19 protein-coding genes are annotated in these 18469 nt (G+C 56.7%); 13 read left to right on the top strand and 6 right to left on the bottom strand.

From position 1 onward, the window contains the following. The first annotated feature begins 156 nt into the window (after nucleotides 1-156). The 4 genes from argG (at nucleotide 157) to GSQ82_RS07805 (ending at nucleotide 4659) form a co-directional block, all read left to right on the top strand. A complete protein-coding gene (argG, locus tag GSQ82_RS07820; RefSeq protein ID WP_158791740.1) occupies nucleotides 157-1497 on the top strand; it encodes an argininosuccinate synthase in 1341 nt (446 codons plus the stop codon). 669 nt (nucleotides 1498-2166) lie between these two features. Further along, nucleotides 2167-3570, top strand: coding sequence for an argininosuccinate lyase (gene argH, locus GSQ82_RS07815; RefSeq protein ID WP_158791739.1), 1404 nt, complete (start codon nucleotides 2167-2169; stop codon nucleotides 3568-3570). After that, a complete protein-coding gene (locus GSQ82_RS07810) occupies nucleotides 3567-3893 on the top strand; it encodes an antibiotic biosynthesis monooxygenase (protein WP_158791738.1) in 327 nt (108 codons plus the stop codon). Before argH ends, GSQ82_RS07810 begins: the two co-directional genes overlap by 4 nt. 157 nt (nucleotides 3894-4050) lie before the next feature. Beyond that, on the top strand, nucleotides 4051-4659 hold the full coding sequence (locus GSQ82_RS07805; protein WP_158792178.1) for a GNAT family N-acetyltransferase: 609 nt from the start codon (nucleotides 4051-4053) through the stop codon (nucleotides 4657-4659). A gap of 315 nt (nucleotides 4660-4974) precedes the next feature. Here GSQ82_RS07805 and GSQ82_RS07800 read toward each other — a convergent pair whose 3' ends face one another. Continuing rightward, nucleotides 4975-5751: an ABC transporter ATP-binding protein gene (locus GSQ82_RS07800; protein WP_158791737.1), complete on the bottom strand. Its 777-nt coding sequence runs from the start codon at nucleotides 5749-5751 to the stop codon at nucleotides 4975-4977. A 40-nt stretch (nucleotides 5752-5791) separates the two neighbouring features. Here GSQ82_RS07800 and GSQ82_RS07795 point away from each other — a divergent pair, with 40 nt between their 5' ends. From GSQ82_RS07795 to GSQ82_RS07760, 9 genes are all read left to right on the top strand, one after another. Then, nucleotides 5792-6223 carry a DoxX family membrane protein gene (locus GSQ82_RS07795; RefSeq protein WP_158791736.1) on the top strand — a complete coding sequence of 144 codons (432 nt, stop codon included), beginning with the start codon at nucleotides 5792-5794 and terminating at the stop codon, nucleotides 6221-6223. 222 nt (nucleotides 6224-6445) lie between these two features. Continuing rightward, nucleotides 6446-6964: a ferritin-like domain-containing protein gene (locus GSQ82_RS07790; RefSeq protein WP_158791735.1), complete on the top strand. Its 519-nt coding sequence runs from the start codon at nucleotides 6446-6448 to the stop codon at nucleotides 6962-6964. 392 nt (nucleotides 6965-7356) lie between these two features. Further along, on the top strand, nucleotides 7357-7812 hold the full coding sequence (locus GSQ82_RS07785) for a cytochrome c maturation protein CcmE (protein ID WP_158791734.1): 456 nt from the start codon (nucleotides 7357-7359) through the stop codon (nucleotides 7810-7812). A gap of 103 nt (nucleotides 7813-7915) precedes the next feature. Continuing rightward, nucleotides 7916-8578, top strand: coding sequence for a heme ABC exporter ATP-binding protein CcmA (gene ccmA / locus GSQ82_RS07780; protein ID WP_371417181.1), 663 nt, complete (start codon nucleotides 7916-7918; stop codon nucleotides 8576-8578). Further along, entirely contained in the window at nucleotides 8575-9069 is a 495-nt protein-coding gene (gene ybaK / locus GSQ82_RS07775; protein WP_158791732.1) for a Cys-tRNA(Pro) deacylase, read from the top strand. Before ccmA ends, ybaK begins: the two co-directional genes overlap by 4 nt. Next, the gene (locus GSQ82_RS07770; protein WP_158791731.1) at nucleotides 9066-9755 is read left to right on the top strand and encodes a heme exporter protein CcmB; all 690 of its coding nucleotides are present in this window, start codon (nucleotides 9066-9068) and stop codon (nucleotides 9753-9755) included. The genes ybaK and GSQ82_RS07770 overlap by 4 nt, the downstream gene beginning before the upstream one ends. 24 nt (nucleotides 9756-9779) lie before the next feature. Next, entirely contained in the window at nucleotides 9780-10517 is a 738-nt protein-coding gene (gene ccsA, locus GSQ82_RS07765; RefSeq protein ID WP_158791730.1) for a cytochrome c biogenesis protein CcsA, read from the top strand. Then, nucleotides 10514-10657: a hypothetical protein gene (locus GSQ82_RS24535; RefSeq protein WP_174243055.1), complete on the top strand. Its 144-nt coding sequence runs from the start codon at nucleotides 10514-10516 to the stop codon at nucleotides 10655-10657. The genes ccsA and GSQ82_RS24535 overlap by 4 nt, the downstream gene beginning before the upstream one ends. A 365-nt stretch (nucleotides 10658-11022) precedes the next feature. Further along, nucleotides 11023-12084 (top strand): YncE family protein, encoded by a 1062-nt coding sequence (locus GSQ82_RS07760; RefSeq protein ID WP_254061497.1) that lies wholly within the window; start codon nucleotides 11023-11025, stop codon nucleotides 12082-12084. Between the two features lie 115 nt (nucleotides 12085-12199). Here the strand turns inward: GSQ82_RS07760 and GSQ82_RS07755 are convergent, their stop codons facing one another. The 5 genes from GSQ82_RS07755 to GSQ82_RS07735 all read right to left on the bottom strand — a co-directional run bounded on the left by GSQ82_RS07755 (nucleotide 12200) and on the right by GSQ82_RS07735 (nucleotide 18342). After that, complete coding sequence (locus GSQ82_RS07755) at nucleotides 12200-12388, bottom strand: hypothetical protein (protein ID WP_158791728.1); 189 nt, start codon at nucleotides 12386-12388, stop codon at nucleotides 12200-12202. 42 nt (nucleotides 12389-12430) lie between these two features. Beyond that, the gene (locus tag GSQ82_RS07750) at nucleotides 12431-12868 is read right to left on the bottom strand and encodes a hypothetical protein (protein ID WP_158791727.1); all 438 of its coding nucleotides are present in this window, start codon (nucleotides 12866-12868) and stop codon (nucleotides 12431-12433) included. A gap of 9 nt (nucleotides 12869-12877) precedes the next feature. After that, nucleotides 12878-13651: a DUF2092 domain-containing protein gene (locus tag GSQ82_RS07745; RefSeq protein ID WP_158791726.1), complete on the bottom strand. Its 774-nt coding sequence runs from the start codon at nucleotides 13649-13651 to the stop codon at nucleotides 12878-12880. A 401-nt stretch (nucleotides 13652-14052) separates the two neighbouring features. Beyond that, nucleotides 14053-16524, bottom strand: a complete 2472-nt coding sequence (locus GSQ82_RS07740; RefSeq protein WP_216847041.1) for a fused MFS/spermidine synthase — start codon at nucleotides 16522-16524, stop codon at nucleotides 14053-14055. 204 nt (nucleotides 16525-16728) lie between these two features. Beyond that, nucleotides 16729-18342, bottom strand: a complete 1614-nt coding sequence (locus GSQ82_RS07735; RefSeq protein ID WP_254061496.1) for an arylsulfatase — start codon at nucleotides 18340-18342, stop codon at nucleotides 16729-16731. Nucleotides 18343-18469 lie beyond the last annotated feature (127 nt).

Below are 18469 nucleotides of genomic sequence, written 5' to 3'. Positions count from 1 at the left end.
GCAACTGCTTCCGCCTCACTTTAACTCTTGTGTGGTTTTGTTCTTGCCGTCATCCTGAGCGAAGCGAAGGACCCCGAAGGTTCCCACCCGCCCATACCGCTCGAACCTTTTCACCAACAAGTTCAAGCCGTTGTTTGTTCTGAGGCCTTCCAACAAATGTCCGTAATCCTAGAATCCCTCCCCCTTGGCCAAAAAGTCGGCATCGCCTTCTCCGGCGGCCTCGACACCAGCGCCGCCCTCCACTGGATGAAGCAGAAGGGCGCCCTCCCCTACGCCTACACCGCCAACCTCGGCCAGCCCGACGAAGCCGACTACGACGAAATCCCCCGCAAAGCCCTCGAGTACGGCGCCGAAAAGGCCCGTCTCATCGACTGCCGCGCCCCCCTCGTTCGCGAAGGAATCGCCGCCCTCCAGTCCGGTGCCTTCCATATCACCACCGCCGGCGTCACCTACTTCAACACCACGCCCATCGGCCGCGCCGTAACTGGGACAATGTTAGTCACGGCGATGAAGGAAGACGACGTCAACATCTGGGGCGACGGCTCCACCTTCAAAGGCAATGACATCGAGCGCTTCTACCGCTACGGCCTCCTCGTCAACCCCGACCTCAAGGTCTACAAGCCCTGGCTAGACCCCACCTTCATCGACGAGCTAGGCGGCCGCGCCGAGATGTCCGCCTTCATGACCGCCGCCGGCTTCGGTTACAAAATGTCCGCCGAAAAAGCCTACTCCACCGACTCCAACATCCTCGGCGCAACCCACGAAGCCAAAGACCTCGAACTCCTCACCACCAGCATGAAGATCGTCGCCCCCATCATGGGCACCGCCTTTTGGAGCAACGACGTCGCCATCAAGCCCGAAGCCATCACCATCCGCTTCGAAGAAGGCTTCCCGGTCGCCCTAAACGGCACCGAATATCCCGACCCCGTAGCCCTCATGCTCGAAGCCAACAGCATCGGCGGCCGCCACGGCCTCGGCATGAGCGACCAGATAGAAAACCGCATCATCGAAGCCAAGTCCCGCGGTATCTACGAGTCCCCCGGCCTCGCTCTCCTCTTCATCGCCTACGAGCGCCTCATCACCGGCATCCACAACGAGGACACCATCGAGCAGTACCGCGACAACGGCCGCAAACTAGGCCGCCTCCTCTATCAGGGCCGCTGGTTCGACCCCCAGGCCATCATGCTCCGCGAAGCCGCCCAGCGCTGGGTCGCCAAACCTGTAACCGGCGAGGTTACAATTGAACTCCGCCGCGGCAACGACTACACCATCCTCAACACCGACTCCCCCAACCTCACCTTCCACCCCGAGCGCCTCACCATGGAAAAGGGCGAATCCACCTTCTCCCCCCGCGACCGCATCGGCCAACTCACCATGCGCAACCTCGACATCACCGACACCCGCGCCAAACTCATCACCTACGCCCAAAGCGGCCTAATCACCCTAAGCAAAGGCTCCGAAATGCCCCAACTCACCACCAGCACCGACAAGAAGTAATCAAATCCCGGGTGGCCCATCCTTTGCAGTCTCATCGCAAAGGGTGGGTTATCGAGCGAAGCTCGACCGCCTTCTTCAAACGCAAAATAAGTCTTTAGGAGTAGCAGGGAGCAATGATTTACCGATTGGCAAGAGCGTACGTAATTTTTTTTGCAGTTACTGGAACGTTAGTACTAGCGCTAACCATTTTTTTGCATTTTTGGGCGCTTCGTGGAAATGACATCTCACTTCACCATTTGAGTGTCGTCGACATTGTCGTTGCGGTACCTATTCTTGGGTTAGCGAAAGGGAAAAATATCTGGGCAAATGAAATGAAAGCTCTACCTAGATGGGTTCGTAAAGTCGTCCTTGTGTTATTCGTTTACACATTGGCCATCTTCGCGGCAACCATCTTAATCCCTGGCGCGACGTATCCCTCAGAAAATCCAATTTTGATCTCTGCTTTTTTATGCACGTATCTTTCAGGATGTATTTGCATTCCTTTTGCTTTACTCCGGCACGGTTATGTAGACGCTTCGAGCTTAAATAATAGAGTGGCTACATCAATGATTTTTTTGGCAGTCGCCACTACATTTTTCATACTCACAAGAACAGAATTTCTTTCACATTCACATATCACCTAGATGGCATCACGCTGTCCACTCTTGGGCGGTACAGAGATAAAACAAAATGAGCGAACCCCAACAATCCGCAAAGATGTGGTCCGGCCGCTTCCGCGAGCCCCTCAACGCCACCTTCGAATCCTGGCAGCGCTCCTTCCCCTTCGACTGGCGCCTGGTCCCCTACGAAGTAGAAGCCAGCATAGCCCATGCCCGAGCCATCGAAGCCGCAGGCATCCTCACCAGCGAAGAGCTCCTTCAAATGGAAGAAGGCCTGCGCGCCGTAGCAAAACTAAAAGACATCAGCCAAAACGAGCAAGCCGAAGACGTCCACCACTTCGTCGAACTCGAGCTCACAAAGATCATCGGCGACCTCGCCCTCAAACTCCACACCGGCCGCAGCCGCAACGAGCAGATCGCCACCGACATGCGCCTCTTCGTCCGCGAAGCCATCGACAACACCCTCGCGGGCCTCACCGCATGGCGCAAAGCCCTCATCGACCTCGCCGAATCCGCAGGCGAAGCCACGATGCCCTCCTACACACACCTCCAGCGCGCCGAACCAGTCCTCGTAGCCCACTGGCTCCTCGCCTACGTCAGCATGATCGAGCGCGACGCCTCCCGCCTCACCGACGCACGCAAGCGCATGAACCTCTGCCCCCTAGGCTCCGGAGCAGTCGCAGGCGCAACCCTCGCCCTCGACAGCACCATCGCCGCCCGCGCCCTCGGTTTCGACGCCCCCACGCCCAACAGCATGGACGCAACCAGCGACCGCGACTTCGCCCTCGAGTTCACCCAGGCCATCGCCACCCTTGGCATCCACATCTCGCGTTTCGCCGAAGAACTAACCCTCTACTCCACCGCCGAGTTCGGCTTCCTCGACCTGCCCGAAGCCTTCTCCACCGGCAGCTCCGCCATGCCGCAAAAGAAAAACCCCGACCTCACCGAACTCATCCGCGGCAAATCCGGCCGCTTACTTGGCGCAGCCACCACCCTCGCCACACTCATCAAAGGCCTTCCCCTCGCCTACAACAAAGACCTGCAAGAAGGCCAGGAACCCGTCTTCGACTCCGCCGACACCATCGCCGGAATCCTCAGCGTCCTCCCCGCCTTCACCGCCTCACTAAAGTTTCGCCACGGCAAGATGAAGTCTGCCGCCGAAACCGGCTACCTCAACGCCATGGCCGCCGCAACCTATCTCTCCAACAAAGGCGTCCCCTTCCGCAAGGCTCACGAGCACATCGGCAACGCCGTCCGCCTCGGCCTCGAAACCAACCGCGAACTGCAAGACCTCACCCTCGCCGAACTCCAGACCATCTGCCCCGACTTCGCAGAAGACTTCTACGCGAGCATCACCCTCGAAGCCACACTCGACTGCCACGACGTCATCGGAGGCACCGCCCGCACCCGCGTCCGCACCGCCCTCGCCGAAGCACGCACCCGCCTCACAGCACAATCAGGCCAAACCAAATGAACGATCTCCACAACAAGCCAGTCACGCTCATCAACGTATTCACAGTAGACCCGCAAAACCAGCAGCGCCTCATCGAACTCCTGACCCAAGCAACCGAAGTCTCCGTGCGCCACGCAACAGGATTCATCTCCACAAACCTCCACCGCAGCATCGACGGAACCAAGGTCACGATGGTCGCGCAGTGGCGAAGCGCCGAAGACTATCAGGCAATGCGCAGCGATCCCGCCCCACTCCCATTTCTTCAGGAGGCCCTCACCATGGCAACCTTCGCCCCCGGCATGTACGAGGTCATCCAAACCTTCTCCCCCGCTGCCACCTCATAGTGGGTGCCCCATCTTCGCGACAGTCTCATCGTCGCTAAGGTGGGCATTCGCGAAGCGAACCGCACTCCTCAACACCGCATCAAACTTCAACCTCAAATCATCCAATACTCTGCGAAAATAAACCTAGGAGCCCCGAAAGTTGTCCAGCACGCCCTTGATGCCCGTCAGTGAATCCACCTCCTCCTCGCGCCCCCGCGTAGGCGGAGCCTCCGTGCGCAAGGCCAAGCTCCCCGACGCCGTCAACATCTTCGACCTCGTCAACTCCCTCTCCGGCGACGGCACCCTCCTCCGTCGCAACTACGCCGAGATCTGCGAGAACATCCGCGACTTCGCCGTAGCCGAATCCCCCGTCGAGGGAGACTCAGGCGGCGTCTTCCTCGGCTGCGGCGCCCTCCACCTCTACGGCCCCCACCTCGCCGAGGTTCGCTCCATCGTCGTCAAACCCGAAGCCAAAGGCCAAGGCGCAGGCGGCCGTCTCCTCCGCGCCCTTCTCGAAGAAGCCGAAGAGCAAAAGGTCACCGCCGTCTGCCTCTTCACCCGCATCCCCGACTTCTTCTTCCACTTCGGCTTCCGCGTCGTCGACCGCACCACCCTGCCCGACAAGATCTACAAAGACTGCCAGACCTGCCCTCGCCTCTACGCCTGCGACGAGGTCGCCATGGTCCGCGGCCCTCTGCCGCGAATCGCCGTCCTCGGCCCGTCACGCATCGCCCAACCCGAACTAGTCAAACTCCAAACCGGCGTCATCCACCACACCGACGTGTAACGTCCTCACTCTTCTCCCATACCTGATCCTGCCGACCAACGGGAGGCCCACCCGAAGGCGTATACAAGTCACGAAGTGACCTCTCCACGAGTAGTGGGCCCGTCCGGCAGGACATATCTTTCAGGCACCAAAAATAAATCTCAAAAACCTGTCGTACTCTTAGTAGTCCAAAATACTGACCGCTAAGCCACCACATCCACCACGCTAACTACCACAACTCACCACCCAAATCACCACGGCTGCACACCACATTCACGCAAAAACCCCTGTAAAACACCCACTCCACCACACCAGACTTTTTTGCAAAAAACCACCTCACCAAGCGTGATAAAAACCATCGCGCTCCGTAAGCTGCACCTCCGTCTTAAACAACCCACTCAGCCTCTCCGCCGTCAGCAACTCACTCTTCGCCCCATCCGCGATAATCCGCCCCTCCCGCATCATCAGAATCCGATCGATCTCCGGCGGAATATCTGCGATATGGTGCGTAATCAGCAAAATCCCAGTCCCCTGCTGCGCCAGCCTCCGCATCAACCCCCTCAGATCCGCCTGCGACGCCAGATCCAGCGCATTCGAAGGCTCATCCAGCAGCAGCATCCCCGCCGAAGCCACCAGAGCCCGCCCAATCATCACGCGCCTTTGCTGCCCCGCCGACATCTCCCCCACCAGCTTCTCCGCCAGCCCAACCGCGTCAATCTGCTCCATCACCTCATCCGCCCGCGCCCGCATCGCATCCGTCACCGTAAGATTCGGCCAAAGCGTCGAGCTCGAGAAAAACCCTGTAAGCACAGCATCGCGACCCGTAGTCTGCAACGTCTGCTTCCCCGGAAGCTCAGCCGAAACCACGCCCAGCCTCTTCTTCAACTCCGTCAAATCCCACCGTTCACGCCCGAAGATACTCACCCTCGTCTCTTCCTTCGCAATCGGGTAGCACTCGCACGTAATCGTCTTGATCAGCGTGGACTTCCCGCATCCGTTCGGTCCAAGAATCGCAATATGTTCCCCGGTATTCACGCTAAGGTTGATATCGTGCAGCACAACATTGTCGCCGCGGGCCACATTCACATGAGCAAGTTCAAGAAAAGCTGGCATCGCTCTATAGGATAGAACCTGAAGCCCCTCAGGAGAAACGATGTCCACTGCATCTCTCAATAAATCCGACAACAGTGACGAGCGATTAGCCTATGCACTCCTGCGCATCGTCGTCGGCGTCAACCTCACGATGCACGGAGTAAGCCGCATCCACAGCGGCCCAGGCGAGTTCGCCGCCAAATTAGTCATGCAGTTCGAACACACCCCGCTTCCCTCCTGGAGCGTCTGGGGATTCGGCCTCATCCTCCCCTCCATCGAAACGATGCTCGGCCTGCTTCTGCTCCTCGGCCTGCGTACCCGCGCAACGCTCGTAGCCGCAACCCTGTTGATCGCCACCCTCACCTTCGGCTCCGCGTTCATTCAGGACTGGTCCGCCGCCAGCGTGCAGCTTACCTATGCCATTGTCTATGCAGCGCTGATCTTCCTCCGCCGCTACAACGGATGGTCCATCGACTCACAGATAGCTCGCTAAAACACCGCGCATACGCTCTACACAATTGCGCCGATCCATCGGCCAACCCCACCGAAGCTCTCGCATCCAACCCAGCAGAACGAAGAACGACCGTGAGCACCCCGGCTTGAACGTTCGCCGCTCTCACCCATACTCATGAACCATCACAACACGCAAACTGCGTCGTGAGAGAGACTGCGCTTTTTTTCGAAACGTATTCCTCTCGATTAAAGGAGAAACACCATGAAGCTATTTTCTGAAAACATCGAAGACCTCCGCACCCTCTACATCGCCAACCTCAAGAAGGCGCTCGACATGGAACAGAAGATCACCAACGCCCTGCCCACCATGATCGAAAAATCCACCGATCCCCAGCTCGCAACCGCGTTCCGCAATCATCTCGAAGAGACCAAAGGCCACGTCACCCGCGTCGAAAGTCTCCTGCGCGACGCCACCGGCGAATCCGATACCGCAACCTGCAAGGTCATCTCCGCCCTCGTCACTGAAGCCGAAGACGGCATCAAGGACGCTGGCGATAGCAGCATCCGCGACATCACCCTCATCGCCGCTGCCCAGCAGGTTGAACATCACGAGATCGCAGTCTACGGAACCCTACGCAGTTGGGCCGAGCTACTAGGCGAAGACGATGCAGCCGATATCCTCGAAAGCATCCTCGACGAAGAGAAGAACGCCGACGAACTCCTCAGTACCATCTCCGACAACGTCAACACCAGCGCCGAAGCCCACACCGCCACTGTCTAGCTTCAATAAAAATCGTGACCGACACCACCGGAGACTCGCTACAACTGGAGTCTCCGTTTTCATTGCCCTGAAGGTTCCCTCCAGATCGCTGTCAAGCCCAGGAACTAACAAAACCAGCGTCAGTCCAGCGTTTCCTCGTGATGCATTAGTTTCACTCCAACGTCTAAAATAGTAATAGTGGAGTTTTATCTGCCCGCAAACATTGGCTGGAGAGTAAGTGTAATCGAATCACGATTTTACCTGTAACCCATTTGGATAGAGGATTTTGCGACGGATGTCTTTCGCAACCTGCTCATTACAAGTAGTTTGCGCAAGGTATCCGGGGAGGGGTACCACCGCCACCTCGACTATCCAAATCGCATCAATGGAACGTAAACTGAAAGACGAAGACTATGGCAAACGCAACCCAGAAGAGCCCGCTCAAGATAATCGTAGCTACGGTCGTAATCCTCGCCGCAGTCGCATACCTTGCCTTCACCGGCAACAGCGACAATAAGCAGTACTACGTCACCATCGGCGAGCTTCAGGGAATGGGAAACAAAGCCTACGTCCGTCATCTCCGCGTAGCAGGAAACGTCGCTCCCGGCAGCATCCACCGCGAAGGCACCTACGTCGACTTCGACCTTCTCGAACAGGGTCGCAAGCTCTCTGTCAGCTATAAAGGCGTCGAGCCGCCTCCCGACACCTTCAAGGATGACTCGCAGGCTTTGGCAGTAGGGACCTACGGAAAAGACGGCGTCTTCCACGCCACTCAGCTCCAGGCCAAATGCGCCTCCAAGTACGCTCCGGCTGCCCCGGCCGCCAACGCCACCGCGACCACCGCATCCGCTCTACCGGCAACCCGCTAACAGCTGCATAACGCGCGTAACCCCTATGACGCAGACGGAAGCGACAACTCGCAGCAGTGCACCTCAATCCACTGCGCAGACGGATCACGCCCAGGCGGTCTGCTTGGATTCCATATCGAAGACCTACGGCACGTTCGCAGCTCTTCGTCACGTCTCGGCTACCTTCACATCGGGCACCTGCACCGTCATCCTCGGCGAAAATGGCGCCGGCAAATCGACGCTCCTCCGCATCATCGCCGGTCTCATCACCCCCACGCGCGGCACGGTCACCGTCTTTTCAGAGTCTCCACACGATCAACGCCGCCGTATCGCCTACATGAGTCACGCGGCCATGCTCTACGACGAACTCACCGCCATGGAGAACCTCAACTACTTCGCCTCGCTGCATCGCGACGGCGGCTGCGCCTGCGTCGGTAGCCCCGAGATGGCCCTCCGCGCCGTCGGCCTCGACCCCAACCTCAGCCGCCCCGTCGGCCAGTACTCCCAGGGCATGCGCCAACGCACCTCCCTTGCCCGCGTCCTGCAGACCGATCCCGAGCTACTCCTCCTCGACGAACCCTTCTCCAACCTCGATGCCGCCTCTGCCCGTCACATGGTCGAACTCCTCTCCGACTTCCGCACTTGGCCAGTCGCACGCGGAGGCAGCCGCACCATCCTCCTCACCACCCACCAGTCAGCCCTCGCCGAACCCCTTGCAGACACCATCCTCACCATGCGCAGCGGCCAGATCCAATCGTCAGAGCCAGGCACCGAGGCCGCACGGTGAAGACCGCCCCACCTGCCAAGACCAACGCAGCCCGTCTCCTCGACTCTCTCGGAATCACCTACGAGCTGCGTGCGTACGAGGTCGATCCCGAAGACCTGACCGCCATCTCAGTCGCTCGAAAGATAGGTCTCCCCCCGGAGCAGGTCTTTAAAACTCTCCTCGCCCATACCAACAGCGGAGAGCATCTATTCGCCGTCATCCCCGGCGATGCAGAGCTGGATCTCAAAAAACTTGCTCACGCCGCAAACGCCAAGAAGGCGGAACTGGCCTCGCTCAAAGAGGTCGAACCCCTCACTGGCTACATCCGCGGCGGAGTCACCGTCATGGGAGCAAAAAAGCCCTTCCCCGCCTATGCCGACGAGACGATCGAACTATTCGACCAGATCTCCATCTCCGCCGGCCAGCGCGGGCTCCAGCTTCTGCTTGCTCCAAGCGACTACCTTAGAGCAGCCAACGCCATCCTCGCGGACCTCACCAGAGGACCGGCGTGAACTACCTCCACCATCTTCTCGACCATCTCCGCAAAGATCTCCGCCTCGAGTGGCGCTCCCGCGACTCCATCAACGGCATGATCTTCTTCGCACTTCTTGTCGTCGTCGTCTTCGGCCTGGCGTTTGATCCCACCGGATACCCGACCACCACCCGTCAGATCTCCGGCGCCATTCTCTGGGTGGCCCTTCTCTTCGCCTCCATCACTGCCCTCAACCAGTCCTGGGCCCGCGAACAACGCAACCAGGTGCTAGAAGCCCAGCGCATGGCGCCCTCGCCAGCCTCTACGCTCTTTTTAGGCAAAGCCCTTGCGAATATGCTCTTCGTACTGGTCGTCGAAGCGGTCATGGCTCCTATCTTCGTCGTCTTCTTCAATCTTCACCCGCTTGGAAACGTCTGGCTGTTGTTGCTGATACTCCCCTTAGGCACCTGGGCTCTGGTCGTCAATGGGACTTTTTTCGCCGCTCTGGGTCTGCGCGCGCGTAATCGTGAACTTCTTCTCCCACTTCTTCTTCTGCCCATCTCCCTGCCAGCATTACTAGCCATGGTGCAGGCAACGACGGGTGTGCTGACGGGCGATCTTGACCCCATTCAGATCGGTACCTGGGTCAAGCAGCTTGCCGGCTACGACGTCATCTTCACCACTGTCTGCATTCTGCTCTTTGAGACCGTTCTCAACGCCGAGTAGCCGCATTCGCGGTAAACTAACACCATGGAGCAGCGCACTCAATCTCTCCGCAATGTCGCCTGGCTCTGGTTCGGCATAATGGTCGCCGTGCTGGTTATGGGCTTTCGCGAAGCCATCTTCCTTACTCCCAAGGATGCGGCCCAAGGCGATGCAGGACGAATCTTCTACTATCACGTTCCTATCGCGATGTTGAGCCTGCTGTTTCCGTACATCAACTTCTTCGCCTCGCTCACCTTTCTCTACTGGAGACGCCGCGATCCGCTAAAGGCTCTGACCGCCGACGCTCTCGCTCTGACCGCCGCTGAAGTCACCGTGGTATATGCCAGCGTCTGCCTGCTGACCGGCATGTTGTGGGGCCGCGCGACCTGGGGCATCTGGTGGACGTGGGACCCGCGCCTGACCAGCATGCTTCTGCTTTGGTTGCTGTATGTGAGCTATCTGACGTTACGCCGCTTCTCTTCCACTGGCCAGAGTCACACACTGGCGGCCGTGCTCTCCGTCTTCGCCGCGGTTGATGTTCCTATCGTCTATATGTCCATCCGATGGTGGCGCACCCAGCACCCCGCGCCCGTCTTCGGCGGCGGTCCCGACTCTGGCATAGATCCGTCGATGCTTCCGGCCTTCTTTTGGAATCTAGCGGGATGGGCGATGTGGGGAATCTGCATGATGGTCTTTCGTTTCGCGCTTGAGCGTCGTCGCCAACTCGCCGAGCAGGAGGAAGCGCTGCAGGCCATCGAGGCTTCCCTGGAGATACCGCAATGACCTGGCACTCGTTCTTCGACTTCAGCACCATGCCGCACCGGCATCTGCTCTTTGCTTATATGACTGTCATTGTCATTCAGGGCGGGTACTTTGTCTGGATTCTGCGGAACTGGCTGCGTACCAAAAGCCCACGCCATTAAGTAAAAAGCAACGAAGCTGCAAGGGGCTGCAGCTTCGTTGTCCGAGAATGAACTGCAAAGACGCGGCAACTTCCGAAGCCAAACGTTTCGCGTCTGAAGCCATAGACGGGTTTCTCCAAGTAAAAGTTTCTCCTGCATCTACTTGAATCACTTACTCATTTCACTGACGCTTGCGACCCCTGAGCGTCCCCGATAGACTCCGAATAGTGCCAACACCCCACCGAATTTCTCTCTTCCGATTCTTTATCGCTGGCTTTGCGCTTGTCCTAACCGTTTCGGGCTGTCGCCGCAGCAGCTTTCCTGACGTTCCAGAGGGTTATCGAGAGTACGCCTATATAAGCAATAGCTCGTCGAATACAGTCAGCGTGCTTGACCTTGTGTATCTGCGGCAGGACCGGACGTTACAGGTAGGCGTTGACCCTACCGGTTTGACAGCCAATCCGGTTCGCAATGAGGTTTATGTTGCGAATACGCAGTCGAATACAGTCTCCATCATTGATGCCGACGCGAATCGTGTCGTCGCTACGGTTGGAGTGCACCGTTCGCCCGGCTTTATTGCTGTAGATGAGAGCGGGCATCGTGCGTATGTTACTAATTCGGGATCGAATACGGTCAGTGTGCTGGATCTCGATCGGCGGCGCGAAGTTGCCGTCGCCGGGACTGGAGAACAACCGGGGGCTTTACGGCTTTCGCCAGATGGACGTTCGCTTGTGGTTGCGAACCGGGGGAGCGGAAGTATCTCTATCTTCAAGGTTTCTCCGCATGAGGATGGGTCTTCATCGGATCCCGCGTTGAAGCTGCGGGCGGCATTTTCAGGGTGCCCTGGAGCAGCGGACGTGGCTATTTTACCGGACTCTTCGAAGGCGTTTGTTGCGTGCTCAGGAGGGGATGAGGTGATGGCAGTGAGCCTAGCCATGGCTCCTGATTCGTGGGCGGTGAAACAGAATTCGTCGCTGATTACAGATCACTTGCTGACGTTTTTGGATGTGGGCAAGACGCCGCTCCATCTGGCTATGAAGCCTGATGGGGGGGAGATTTTCGTTTCTAACTTCGGATCGGACAGCGTATCGGAGATATCTACCTGGACCAACGAGGTGAGCGGAACTTATACGATCGGGAGCAGGCCGGTGCGGGGAGTTGTGAGCCGGGACAATGGAACGTTGTGGGTGTCGAACTCCGGAGCGGACAGTGTGGGGATCTATAGCATTGATGATGGGCGACTTGTGGGGAGCGTTCATACGGGATCGGGACCGGATGCGCTGGCTTTCTCGGCGGATGAGCACCTGCTGCTGGCTGCGGATGTGCATTCGGGGGACGTTGCGGTGATTCGGACGGAGGGGAAGGTTGGACCTACGCTGTTTACGATCCTTCCTGCGGGTGGGTCTCCGAATGCGATTGTGGTGAAGGCGATTCGAGGGAAAAAATAGCAGAAAAAACTGGGGTGGTGGTGAAGGTGGCTTTTTGCTCTTTTGCTGATGTTTTGAGGGTGGTTTTGGAAAAGGTGCGTTTTTCGCGTGGTAGTTTGCCGGTGAGTTGTGGTGATTAGCCTTGTGGATGTGGTGAGTTAGCGGTGCGTTTTTGGGTGGTGAAACGTACGACAGGTTTTTGAGATTTATTTTCAGGCTGGCGATTGCGAATAGGAGAGCCGTCATCACCCGGAGTTGTGCAGGCGATCATCAGACAGATGCCGGGAGGCTGGACGCGATCCTGATGCGCCAGCATCCCCGGCATCACTGCTTGATAGAAGATACGATCTGTCGGGACGGTAAAGAGTCAATGAGGTTGATTCACTACGACGTAGGTTGTGGTGGATCCTGAAAATTGAGGCTGGTACCAGGTGCTTCCGCACTGTTGATAGCTCAGTCCGTTGACGATCACCATCGAGCAGGACGGCGGCAGGGTGTGGACCATGGAGCCGACGACGGCAGCCGTAACTACAGCCGTCGCTGTGACGGCGGCAGCCACTGCAACCGGGTGGTAGCAACAACCTCCGCCATAGTATCCGCCACCGTAGTAGCCACCGTGGACATTAACGTTGTTGTTGACGTTTACATTGCGATTGACGTTGACGTTTACGTTCCGGTTGGCGTTTATATTTCTATTCTGGCTGACGCTTGTCCGCGCTCCACCGCGATAACGCTGAGCAGATAGCGTTCCAGGCAAGAGACAGGCGATGACAAAGATGAGGAATATCTGGCAGCAACGTTTCATATCTCTCCCCTATTTTCCTTTTTCCGTGGACTGTGCCTTTGCGTCTGCGATGGCAATTCGATGAGCGTCGGGTGGAGGATCGAATATAAATGCGGCGTCGTTGAAGGAGGGAGCGAGGTTCCAAGTAAGGACCTCGCTATGCTGGGGCCTCGCTTCATCCGTTAGTGTTCTGATAACAAGCTTTCGCGGTAGCGGATACTGGCCGAGCTGAATCCAGATCTGCCAGTCGATGTCGTCCTGATGAAACGCATACTGCTCGCAGGTAACCCCGTCTACGGTGCTAAGACCGATATCGACCGCGGTCTTAATCTTCTTCGTATCATCTTCATCCACGCCCCAGCGGAAGAGATCAACCAAGGGCAGATCGATATCGAATCGATCCGTGAGCTTATCGATAAGCTCTGCGATGGTGGGAGGAGCTGGCACGGTAGCATAGTCGTTCGTGTTCTGGCCCCAGATGGTGAAGCTCTTGCCATCGTAGAGGTATAGCCGGTTTGGATCGTCTCCGGTCACCTCGACACGAAATCGATTCGGCTTCGCGGCAAGCAGATTCACCCTGCTGCTCGATTGAACAATCTCTCCGTCATCCATCACATCGTCAGTCGAGAGATCTGCTTCCACTTGAAACGATTGAAGTGTGCGCAGATACGTTCCCATCATCTTCAGTGCGTCGATTGCATGGGGATCGATTCCGGAGGGCGGCTGAGAGCCAATCTGTCTTCCGCCCTTCGCCTGCGATCCGACTGGAGTAAAGATAATGACTCCGGTTATCGCTGCGGCCACAAGAAGATGTTGAAAGGTCTTCCTCGGCGAAGTTCGCTTCGTCTGTGGTGTAGACCGCTCTATGTCCCGAGCTTCTGAATACGAACATCTGAGTTCTATGGGTTCTGAATTCATGTTCTATTCCTCTTGAGTATTTCTGTTTAGAACGAGCGACGATACAAAGCTTGCAGAAAGCCTCTGTGGGTATGAGACTTCGATCCATAGACATCCTTCGTTATGTAACTGATCTCCAAATGGCGATAGTTAGCGATGTGCCGAAACTATCCGAGAGATTCTATAGACCGAGCGTGAGCTATCTGCAGCAAAAGTAGTCGATGTATAACAGCCGGGAAACTGGCAGAAGTGACAGGAAATTGACGTTCGTAACAGAAGGTGTTCTGATCGCATGGCATCGGCGGCGATTACTTTTCACCGACAGACCATCGATAGTAGGGATTGGTGGGATCCTTCTTTAAAACATCTCCGATATCGTGCGCCCAGGCCTGTCGATCACCCTTGTAGGCGTCGAGTCCGGCAGAGTAGAACGTCATCAGGTTTTCCCGCTCTATCGAGAGAGAAGACGACAAAACAAAGTTGCCACCGATCAGCGGAGGCTCTGTTCTAAGTGCGAGAAGTTCAGGGAGTACGCGCGAGATCTCGTCTGGACGAACCCATGAGGAGTATTCGATACGAGGGCGATTGTCTGTCACCGGAGGTGCGCCATCTGCGTAGTGTTCGAGTCCTTCTCTGCCGGTGACCCATGTAGCGAGGAGTGCGGCGGGCGATGAGATGCCGACTTCTTCGAGAGCTGCCTTGACGGAGGGCTGCTCGAAGTTCTGAGAGATGTTATCTACATTCAGTTCCATCGGCGCAAGTGAACCGATCAGCAGCATCTCGTGCAATTCAGTCGTCCACAGAGTCGCGGTTGGAAAGACATCCAGAAAACTTCGAACGAGGGAACGTGTGTCTTCGTCGTTCTGTGTGGCGATAGGCAGCCATTGCGCAAAGATTCCGTTCGGCTCGAGTCGTTTCGCTGCAAGTTGGTAGAAGTCTCGTGAATAGAGGTTGACGACTCCGGCTGCTGAAGGTGGGGGTGGTTCAAGCGTGATCAGGTCGTATCGGTCTGCGCTTCTCATCAACTCGCGGCGGCCGTCACGTATGCGTATCTGAAGTTCAGGATTATGTGAGGCTCCGAAGTTTCCACGGAAGAACTTCCCTGCGCTCACGACAGCGGGCAGAAGCTCGGCGCAGACTCTACGGCTAAGGTGTGGATACTCCAAGAGTGCGCCTGCGGTGATGCCGGTTCCAAATCCAACGACAAGCGCCGAATGGGAGATGCCGTTATGGAGCATGAGAGGTAAAAAGGCCTGAAGGCGCATGTATCGTAGCGATGGCATGGCGTCTCCGGAGTTCGAGATGCCATGGACGTAGAGCCTGTTGAATGAATTGGTGCCCGTGCCCTGTTGTACGACAGCGACTGTGCCGGCTTCGCTCTCTTCGTAAGAGATTAGCTTGCCGCCGCCACGCGTTGTTGTGAGCAGTCGAGCAAGTCGATCTGTGGGAGTTACAATTACGATGACGAGCGCTGCGACGCTGATTGTGATTGCCATCCAGGTCATTCGTTTGTCGTCTCGAAGGCCACGGAGAACTGCGATGACTCCTACTGCGCCTGCGGAGATAGCGAGAATGCCGAGGGTCCTGACAAGACCAAGTTTCGGTACGAGGATAAATCCTGTGAGCAATGTTCCTGCGATACCTCCAGCAGTATTGAGCGCGAGGACGATGCCGATGTCGCGACCGATTCGATTCTTTCCCAAGATGAGCCGGAGTGCTGCGGGAAATGCTGCGCCGAGAAGTAACGTCGGAAGAAATACGATGCCGATAGCGGCGACGAGAAAGCGAGAACACATTCTGGCGAACTGATTTCCGAAGATGCTGAAGGCAAGTTCGCCGATGGTGGCTTGGATTCGGAGCTGCCAGATTCCTAGGCAAGCTATTTCTAATAACGCGACCATGCCTGCGGCAGCGATGAGGAGACCGAACGTTCCCCAAGGGTTGGTGATCTTATCGGCGTAGCGAGCGTAGAGCCAGCTCCCTAGCGCGAGGCCTGCGAGATACGTTGCTAAGACAATAGAAAATGCGAAGCTTCTTGTGGTTATGAATTGGACGATGGCTTGTGACCAGATGACCTCGTAGCCGAGCGCGATGCCGCCAGCTAATGAGTACAAGACGATAGCGAGGGTTGCCTGGCGGGGGAGATCACTTTGCTGGATCGACGGAGAAATGGCTGATGTGTTTCGTGGGGTGCGACTCATAACGAGCGCGATAACAGCGGCTATTAGATTGAGGGAGGCGGCGGCGAATCCGGTGCCTATGACGCCAAATTGGGGAAGGAAAATGAAGGAACACGCGAGGATGCCGGCGATTCCTCCGAAGGTGTTCATGGCGTAGATGAGACCTCCGGTGCGGGCTGCTGCGCCTGATGCCATAGATCGAGAGCAGAGAGCGATGGGAAGGGTTCCACCCATGAGGAATGCAGGAAAGCCGACTATCAGGAACGGAAGTATCCAGGCGAGAAGTCCTACATGTGCTTGCATTGCGGTGAAGAGCGGGGCTGCATGTCCGAGCAATAAGGTAGCGGTGACGCCGAGTAGCGCAATACCAGCTTCTAGTAGGGCATAGGTGAAGAGAGGATTTTTTAACCGGTCAGCGCGGCGTGCGATTAAGAAGCCTCCTAATGCGAGGCCGGCAAAGAAGGCGCTTACGGCGATGGATATTGAATAGACTTCGACACCAACGACGAGCGAGAGTTGCTTGATCCAGAGAACCTGATAGACCAGGGCGGCTACACCAGAGCAGAAGAGTAAGGCTGCAAACGCGGACGTGCCCAGCATGCTCGATAATTTCGGGCTGCTACGTTTTTGAGAGCGCACGGTCATGATATTACGCCGTTGCGGCGCTTTATTGTTACGGATTCGAGGGGAAGCAGGGACAGTTATCACCCTCGTCATGTTGCTCCTCGGACGGTTCGACCGGGCTCATTTTCAGGTGAGCCCGGTTGAGCTAGTTTTATTCTGTATCTACTACTCCTTCATCGATCACTTCTTCTGGCGAGCCGCTGCGGCTTCCTTGGCTTCTTTTACGATTGCATCGGGGTCGATCGTGAAGCTCGCAGGAGGCTGGCTCGGCGGATACTCCTTGAACGTTGCAATAAACTCGCCTGCAAGCATCTGCGCCTGCACGCCTAGATATATGTTATGAACTACCCAGTCGTAATATTGATCCGATACGGTATCGGCGCGTTCATATGGATCCATTCGCAGATTGAAGACTCCGGTTGCCCTGGTGCACACGAAGGGCTCCATCCAAACCGCGAAGCCTCCCGGCGCCCGCTGTTCGCAAAAATTCACCTTCCAGTTGCCGAATCGAATGGCCACCATTTGACCGTCGTCATCGAAGTAGTAGAAGGTTTTACGCGGCGAATGCTCCTCTTTTCCCTCGAGATAGGGAAGGATGTTGTAACCATCCAGATGGACCTTGTGCTCCATACCACCTGGTCCAGTTCCCTTCAACAATCTCTCTGTAATGCTCGTATCGCCGGCTGCGGCGAGCAGAGTTGGAAACCAGTCCTGACCGGAGACGATTTCGTTCGACCACTGGTTGGCTTTGATATGGCCTGGCCAACGGATCATCGCAGGGACGCGGAATGCGCCTTCCCAGTTTGAATCCTTCTCGCTGCGGAACGGCGTCGTTGCCGCATCCGGCCACGAGAACTGGTTCGGCCCGTTGTCCGTGGTGTAGATCACGATGGTGTTGTCTTTGATGCCGAGGTCGTCGACGGCCTTCAACATCTTGCCTACGTCCTGGTCGTGTTCCCACATGCCGTCTGCATACTCGTTACCGGGCATACCGCTCTTGCCTCTGTACTCCGGACGAACATGGGTATAGATATGCATCCTGGTGAAGTTCATCCAAACGAAGAAGGGTTTGCTCGCCTTTACCTGTTCTCCCATGTATGCAACTGCGCGGTCAGAAGTCTCGTCGTCGATAGTCTCCATCCGTTTGATATTTAGTGGTCCCGTGTCTTCGATCTTGCCGTCAGCATAGGAGTGGATTACTCCCCGCGGGTTATAGACCTTAAGGAACGCAGGGTCCTCTTTAGGCCAATAAGGCATCTCTGGCTCCTGCTCGGCGTTCAGGTGATAAAGATTGCCGAAGAACTCATCGAATCCGTGGTTTGTCGGCAGATACTCATCTTTATCGCCAAGATGGTTCTTGCCGAATTGTGCTGTGGCATATCCGAGAGGCTTCAATGCCTGAGCTATCGTGATGTCCCGCTTCTGCAGGCCGACCGGAGCGCCAGGAACGCCGACTTTGCTCAACCCCGTACGAACAGGCGATTGCCCGGTGATAAATGACGACCGGCCTGCCGTGCAGCTGTTCTCTGCATAGTAGTCCGTGAAGGTGATGCCCTCTTCGCCGATGCTATCAATACGCGGTGTCGAATAGCCCACCAGGCCGTGCGTGTAGCGGCTGATGTTTGCCTGGCCGATGTCGTCACCAAAGATGACGAGAATATTTGGCTTCTTTCCTTGTGCTTGAGCGGCGTACGTCAACAATGCAGCTACCGTAAATACGAGACAGCAGAACATCTTTCTGTGAAATGGTCTGCTGTTCGTCAGTGACCGCAACTTCCAAGGCGCTAAAAACATGGTGGCTCCTTTGCGCGTTGTTTCTCGCTATGACTATCAGGGACAACGAACCGGCTGGAAACTGGCAAGACTTACAGTCCTCGACGAGAAAAATCAGATCTCTATGTCGGGTCCAGACCTCGGGGCC

Origin of the sequence: Granulicella sp. L60 (assembly GCF_009765825.1) — a bacterium.
In the GTDB taxonomy this organism is placed as follows: Bacteria; Acidobacteriota; Terriglobia; order Terriglobales; family Acidobacteriaceae; genus Edaphobacter.
This window is presented reverse-complemented; position numbering and strand designations above follow the sequence as displayed.